Source organism: Rhodococcus sp. BS-15, assembly GCF_000813105.1.
Taxonomy (GTDB): Bacteria; Actinomycetota; Actinomycetes; order Mycobacteriales; family Mycobacteriaceae; genus Rhodococcoides.
The window spans coordinates 1-7056 of sequence record NZ_BAOX01000259.1; the positions used below are offsets into that span (position 1 = coordinate 1).

A 7056-nucleotide genomic window follows, 5' to 3' on the forward strand; every position below is an offset into this window, starting at 1 on the left:
AAGTCCGGTCTCGCAGACTACTTCGCCGTCGACGAGCAGGATGCCATCCGCATCGGACGCAGCATCGTCTCCCGATTGAACTGGAAGAAGAAGGGCCCCGAGCCTCGCGTCGAGGTCATCGAGCCACTGGCCGACCCCGAGGATCTGCTCGGCATCGTCCCCACAGATCTGAAGATCCCCTTCGATCCGCGCGAGGTCATCGCCCGCATCGTCGACGGTTCCGACTTCGACGAGTTCAAGCCCATGTACGGCGGATCGCTCGTCACCGGATGGGCCGAGCTGCACGGATATCCGATCGGCATTCTCGCCAACGCCCGCGGTGTGCTCTTCAGCGAGGAATCGCAGAAGGCAACGCAGTTCATCCAGCTCGCCAATCGGTCGAACACCCCACTTCTTTTCCTGCACAACACCACCGGCTACATGGTCGGTAAGGAGTACGAGGAGGGCGGGATGATCAAGCACGGCTCGATGATGATCAACGCCGTGTCCAACTCCACGGTGCCGCACATCTCCATTCTGCTCGGTGCGTCCTACGGAGCCGGTCACTACGGCATGTGCGGACGCGCGTTCGATCCGCGATTCCTCTTCGCGTGGCCGTCCAGCAAATCCGCCGTCATGGGCGGCGCGCAACTCGCAGGTGTCATCTCCATCGTCGGACGCGCCGCCGCCGAAGCTCGCGGACAAGCCTTCGACGCCGAGGCCGATGCCGGAATGCGCGCGATGATCGAAGGCCAGATCGAGGCCGAGTCGATGCCGATGTTCCTCTCCGGACGCCTGTACGACGACGGCGTCATCGACCCACGTGATACCCGCACGGTGGTGGGAATGTGCCTGTCGGCCATCGCCACCGCCCCGATCGAAGGCACCGCCAACTTCGGTGTCTTCCGGATGTGACGCCATGACCATAACGTCCGTTCTCGTAGCCAACCGCGGCGAAATCGCCCGACGCGTCTTCACCACCTGCCGCGCCGAGGGCATCGACACCGTCGCGGTGTTCTCCGACGCCGACGCCAACTCCCCGCACGTGCGTGAGGCCGACCAGGCCGTGCGGCTACCCGGCAACAGTTCGGCCGAGACGTACCTGCGCGGCGAGCTGGTCATCGCGGCAGCTGCGGCCGCCGGAGCGGACGCCGTGCATCCGGGGTACGGGTTCCTCTCCGAGAACTCCGATTTCGCGCAGCAGGTGCAGAACGCCGGCCTGACCTGGATCGGGCCGCCCGTCAAGGCCATCGAACTGATGGGCTCGAAGGTCGAGTCCAAGAAGATGATGGCCGACGCCGGAGTTCCGGTGCTGACCCAGCTCGATCCCGAGTCGGTCACCGAGAACGAACTGCCGGTGCTGATCAAGGCCTCCGCGGGCGGCGGCGGGCGCGGCATGCGCATCGTGCGCAACCTCGAGAACCTGGAGTCGGAGCTCGAAGCGGCAGGGCGCGAAGCACTCTCGGCATTCGGCGACGGAACGGTGTTCGTCGAGCGGTACATCGAGACCGGTCGACACATCGAAGTGCAGGTCATGGCAGACCGATTCGGCACGGTGTGGACGGTTGGCGAGCGTGAGTGCTCCATCCAACGCAGGCATCAGAAGGTCGTCGAGGAGGCGCCGTCGCCGCTCGTCGAACGCATCGACGGCATGCGCGAGAAGCTCTTCCACGCGGCGACACTGGCCACCGAGGCCATCGGCTACGAGGGTGCGGGCACCGTCGAATTCCTCGCCGACGAGAAGGGCAACTTCTTCTTCCTCGAGATGAACACTCGTCTGCAGGTGGAGCACCCGGTCACCGAATGCACAACCGGACTCGACCTGGTGGCCTTGCAGATCAGGGTCGCCGCGGGGGAGCGGTTGCCCGCCGAGCAACCCAAGACGCGTGGACACTCCATCGAAGTTCGCCTCTACGCGGAGGATCCGGCCCAGGACTGGCAGCCGCAGAGCGGTGCCGTGCACCGATTCGAGATCCCCGGTGCGCAGTTCGAGGTGCTCGACAAGTCCGGCATCAGAGTCGATTCAGGTGTCGAGACCGGCAGTGTGGTGGGCACTCACTACGACCCGATGCTCGCGAAGGTCATCTCGTTCGCGCCGACGCGGGATCAGGCTGCGAATCTACTGGCGAAAGCGTTGCAGAAGGCCACCGTTCACGGCCTGAAGACCAACCGCGATCTGCTCGTCAACATCCTGCGACATCCGGCGTTCCTGGCGGGGGAAACCGACACGGCCTTCTTCGACACGCACGGACTCGATGTCCTGGCTCGGCCGATCGCACACGGCCGTGCCCAGGAACTGTCAGCTCTCGCAGCAGCTTTGGCGGACGCAGCGAGCAACGTCGACCGAGCGCGGGTGAACCGGGGCCTGCCCGGCGGCTGGCGCAATCTCCGGTCCCAACCGCAGCGCAAGACCTACAACGACATCACCGTCGAATATTCGATCGGGCGCAGCGGACTCACCTCCTCGGTGGAGGGCGTCGAACTGATAGATCACACCCCGACCTCGGTGACTCTCGACGACAACGGAATCCGTCGCATCTTCGAGGTGAGCAGTTATGGATCGGACGTCTTCGTCGATTCCGCATTGGGTCCGGTCAGGTTGATCAAGGCCCCGCGGTTCACCGATCCCACCGACGAGGTCGCGGCGGGTTCGCTCCTCGCGCCGATGCCGGGCAGCGTCATCAGAATCGCTGCTGCGCAGGGCGATACCGTCACCGCCGGTAGGCCGATCCTGTGGCTCGAGGCGATGAAGATGGAACACACGGTGACTGCACCCGCAGACGGTGTCCTCACCGAACTGAACGTCACAGAAGGTCAACAGGTCGAAGTCGGCGCAGTTCTGGCCGTGGTAACCGAACACGGGAGTGGAGCCGACGGAATGACCCAATCAAAGGGAGCAGAACAATCATGAGTTTCATCGAGACCGAAGAGCAGAAGGGACTGCGCAACGCAGTCTCGTCACTGGGCAAGCGCTACAACTACATCGACTACGTCCTGCCCAAGGCTCGCAAGGGTGAGCCGCTGACCGAGCTGTGGAACGAGGCGGGCAAGCTCGGTTTCCTCGGCGTCAATCTGCCCGAGGAGTACGGCGGCGGTGGCGCAGGCATCTACGAACTCGCGCTCGTGCAGGAGGAGTTGGCCGCGCACGGTGCCGGTCTGCTGCTGGTCGTCGTCAGTCCGGCCATCTGCGGCACCATCATCGGCAAGTACGGCACACCGGATCAGAAGCAGGAGTGGCTCACCGCTCTCGCCGACGGTTCCAAGATCATGGTCTTCGGCATCACCGAACCCGACGCCGGATCCAACTCGCACCAGATCACCACCACGGCGCGTCGTGACGGGGACGAGTGGCTTCTCAAGGGCAACAAGATCTACATCTCCGGTGTCGATCAGGCCGACGCCGTGTTGATCGTCGCGCGGACCGAGGATTCCAAGACCGGCAAGCTCAAGCCGGCCCTGTTCATCGTGCCCACGGACGCTCCGGGTCTGCAGAAGACGCAGATGGAGATGGACATCGTGGAGCCTGATCATCAGTTCGTGCTGTTTCTCGACGACGTCAGGCTCCCCGCCGAAGCACTCGTCGGCGAGGCCGACGCCGCCCTGATGCAGCTGTTCGCCGGACTGAACCCCGAGCGCATTCTCGGTGCCGCGATGGCGATCGGAATGGGTCGTTACGCCATCGACGCAGCGGTGAAGTACGCCAAGGAGCGCACCGTCTGGAAGACGCCGATCGGAGCCCATCAGGGTCTCGCGCATCCGTTGGCGCAGTGCAAGATCGAACTCGAACTGGCCAAGCTGATGATGCAGAAGGCCGCGGTGCTCTACGACTCCGGCGACGACTTCGGCGCTGCCGAGGCGGCCAACATGGCGAAATACGCTGCGGCCGAGGCCAGTATCAAGGCGCTGGATCAGGCGATTCAAACCCACGGTGGTGCCGGCCTGAGCAGTGAGTACGGCTTGGCTGCGATGCTCGGGGCCGCCCGTATCGCCCGCGTCGCGCCGGTCAGTCGGGAGATGATCCTCAACTTCGTGAGCCAGCACTCGCTCGGACTGCCGAGAAGCTACTGATGGCCGTTCTCGTCGAGTCGGGCAAGGACACAGCGTATTTGACGTTGGATTCGCCGGAGAACCGGAACGCGCTGTCGTCGGTGTTGGTCGAGGAGTTGACAGCGGGCCTCATCGCTGCAGCGCACGACGACGACGTCAGAACGATCGTGCTAGGCCACACCGGCACCACGTTCTGTGCCGGAGCCGACCTCCGCGAAGCCGGATCATCACCGGAACTGCGCACCCGGCAGATGCTCGACCTGATGCGGTTGATCATCGACACCCCGAAACCCGTCGTCGTGCAGATCGACGGGCATGTGCGGGCAGGTGGAATGGGGCTCGTCGCGGCCTGCGATATCGCGGTCGCCGGACCCCAGAGTTCGTTCGCGTTGACGGAGGTTCGCCTCGGCCTGGCCGCATCGGTCATCTCGGTGGCCGTGCTGCCGCGGCTTTCGTCCCGTGCGGCGAGTCGCTATTTCCTCACCGGGGAGACGTTCGACGGTGCCACCGCCGAGGCGATCGGTCTGGTCACCGTGGCCGACGCCGTTCCTGCGGCAGCGGTGGCCGACTACATGATCATGTTTCGGAAGTGTTCGCCGCAGGGCCTGGCCGAGTCGAAACTCCTCACCACGGCCGCGATCCGGCGCGAGATCGACGAGCGCGGTACGGCCGTCGCCGAGCAATCGGCCAGGCTGTTTGCGTCCGACGAGGCCCGAGAGGGGATGATGTCCTTTCTGGAGAAGAGGCCACCGTCCTGGGCGGCCGAGCGTCGGTAGGAGGGAGTGCGGCGATGGTGATGGCGCGCGAACCCAAGCAGGACCGCAGCAGGGTGACGCGTCAGCGACTGCTGGAGGCGACGATCGATTCGCTCGCGGAGCAGGGCTGGGTTGCAACGACGGTCGGCGTGGTCGCCGAACGTGCAGGCGTATCCCGCGGCGCGACCCAACATCATTTCCCGACGCGTGAGGACCTGATCACCGGAGCGCTCGAGTACATGTTCGACACTCGGATGGACAGCGCTCGCCGCGAGGCGCAGGAGATTCCGGCGGGCCCCGGCCGGACGAAGCTGGTGGTGGAGCGGCTCGTCGAGTACTACACCGGGCCGATGTTCAAAGCGGCACTGCAGGTCTGGACTGCGGCGTCGGCCGACCCCGAGTTGCGCGATCGGATCGTTCCGCTCGAAGAACGGTTCGGTCGCCGTGCCCACCAGATGGCCGTCGAGAACCTCGGTGTCGACGACAACGATCCCGTCACGCACCGTCTCGTCCAGGCAACTCTCGACCTCGCTCGCGGACTGGGCCTCGCCGATGTGCTCACCGACGACGCACGACGACGTGCCGAGGTCGTGCGCTCGTGGGCAGAGGTATTGGATGCGTCGTTGAACGCGCGGCTGTCCGCCGCTCCGGCGTGAGCGCGCTAGACCCACACGATCTGCGTCGCAGCGCAACCTGTGCTTGAGTCGCTCTGGTGACTTCCGATATCGCACGCGTGCACCGCGGCCAAATCTTTCACGTCGCAGGCTCGCCCACCGTAGTGGGTGCGGCGGCCTCGTTGGTGTCGATTCCCGACGGTGCCCTCGTGGTGTCGGGCGAGGGGAAGATCGAGTTCTGCGGCGAGTTCGACTCTCTCCCAGCCCGATTCGCGCAGGTACCGATTGAGGATCATCGACCGGGGTTTCTGTTGCCCGGTTTCGTCGACACGCACGTTCACTTCCCGCAGACCTACGCCGGAGATTCCTACGGCGGCGGGCAACTGCTCGAGTGGCTGAACACCTGCATCTTCCCGTCCGAGTCCCGTTTCGCCGATCCCGAGTTCGCCGCCGCTGCGGCCAGAGATTTCTGCGCCGCGCGAATCCGAGCGGGAACCACGCAGGCGATTGTGTTCGGCTCGGCCTTCCCGCACGCACAGGACTCTCTGTTCGCCGAGACGCTCGAGCACGGGCTGCGCATCGTCAGCGGGCGCGGAGTCCAGACCACCGGGCCGGCGTCGGCGCAGGCCTTGATCACCGGCGAGGACGAGGCCATCCGGCTGGTGTCCGAGGAGATCGAGAAGTGGCACGCAGCCGACACCGGCGACGTCGACACGGCGATGCTGCACGTGGCCGTCGTACCGCGGTTCTCGCTCTCGGTGACGACGCAGACTCTGAAGAACCTCGGCGAGCTCTACGATTCCGTCCGCGCGCGAGGTGTCTACTTCCACACACACCTGAACGAGAACAACCGGCCCGGAACCGGTGAGATCGACGCCACCAAGAACGCCTACGGGGTGGACACGTACCTCGACACCTACGACGGCAAGTTCCTGCCGGGCTCGCAGGTCGGCGGGAAGAGCTTCCTGGGTCGGCGCACCATCCTGGCCCACGCGGTGCACTGTCAGGACATCGAACTCGCGCGAATGGCCGAGACTGGCACGTCCATCGCGCACTGTCCTACCTCGCAGCAGTTCCTGGGCTCGGGCACCATGCCGTGGATGCGGACCGTCGCCGCGGGAGTGAACATCGCCATCGGGTCGGACTTCGGCGGCGGTGACGAGTGGCTGCTGCCGCAGGTCCTCGCCGATGCGTTCAAGGTGCACATCTCCGAGGCCGGTGACGCCGGACTGTCACTGCATCCCGCTGAACTGCTGTTCACCGGAACACTCGCCGGGGCCCGCGCACTGGACATGGAGAACCGAATCGGCAACTTCGACGCGGGCAAGGAAGCCGACTTCGTCGTGGTCGACCCGTCCGCCTGGCCGCAGCTCGCGGCGGCAGTAGACCACGGCGTTCGCGCCGACGATCCCGAGCTCGCCCGCGACCAGACCCTGTTCGCGCTGCTGATGGCGATGCGCGAGCCCGCCATCGTCGGCGTCTACGTCCAGGGCCGGAAGCTCGCCGCTTCGCGGTAACGTATGGCGACTCGCTTCCAAAGGATCAGGAGACACACAGGTATGGCTCGTCGGACTCGATTCGGTCTACTCGCAGCTGCATTCGCAGCTGTGGGCACCCTGGCCCTCGCGCCGGTCGCACAGGCCCAACCGCCTGCCGATGCG

Annotated in this window: 6 protein-coding genes; all 6 read left to right on the forward strand. The window is 65.3% G+C overall.

The window, feature by feature from the left end; translation table 11 throughout:
- On the forward strand, window positions 1-894 hold an 894-nt coding region (locus RHBS_RS21835; RefSeq protein WP_272913882.1), incomplete at its 5' end, for an acyl-CoA carboxylase subunit beta.
- Window positions 895-898: 4 nt separating this feature from the next.
- A complete protein-coding gene (locus RHBS_RS21840; protein ID WP_128646414.1) occupies window positions 899-2890 on the forward strand; it encodes a biotin carboxylase N-terminal domain-containing protein in 1992 nt (663 codons plus the stop codon).
- On the forward strand, window positions 2887-4047 hold the full coding sequence (locus RHBS_RS21845; RefSeq protein WP_128646415.1) for an acyl-CoA dehydrogenase family protein: 1161 nt from the start codon (window positions 2887-2889) through the stop codon (window positions 4045-4047). The genes RHBS_RS21840 and RHBS_RS21845 overlap by 4 nt, the downstream gene beginning before the upstream one ends.
- Window positions 4047-4802: an enoyl-CoA hydratase family protein gene (locus RHBS_RS21850; RefSeq protein ID WP_128646416.1), complete on the forward strand. Its 756-nt coding sequence runs from the start codon at window positions 4047-4049 to the stop codon at window positions 4800-4802. The genes RHBS_RS21845 and RHBS_RS21850 overlap by 1 nt, the downstream gene beginning before the upstream one ends.
- 20 nt (window positions 4803-4822) lie before the next feature.
- Window positions 4823-5437, forward strand: coding sequence for a TetR/AcrR family transcriptional regulator (locus RHBS_RS21855; RefSeq protein ID WP_128646417.1), 615 nt, complete (start codon window positions 4823-4825; stop codon window positions 5435-5437).
- A gap of 68 nt (window positions 5438-5505) precedes the next feature.
- Entirely contained in the window at window positions 5506-6912 is a 1407-nt protein-coding gene (locus RHBS_RS21860; RefSeq protein WP_128646418.1) for a guanine deaminase, read from the forward strand.
- Window positions 6913-7056 lie beyond the last annotated feature (144 nt).

What these genes read in the sequence shown, in the direction of transcription:
- RHBS_RS21840 (WP_128646414.1), top strand. Translation starts at nt 899, where the DNA reads ATGACCATAACGTCCGTTCTCGTAGCCAACCGCGGCGAAATCGCCCGA.
- RHBS_RS21845 (WP_128646415.1), top strand. Translation starts at nt 2,887, where the DNA reads ATGAGTTTCATCGAGACCGAAGAGCAGAAGGGACTGCGCAACGCAGTC.
- RHBS_RS21850 (WP_128646416.1), top strand. Translation starts at nt 4,047, where the DNA reads ATGGCCGTTCTCGTCGAGTCGGGCAAGGACACAGCGTATTTGACGTTG.
- RHBS_RS21855 (WP_128646417.1), top strand. Translation starts at nt 4,823, where the DNA reads ATGGCGCGCGAACCCAAGCAGGACCGCAGCAGGGTGACGCGTCAGCGA.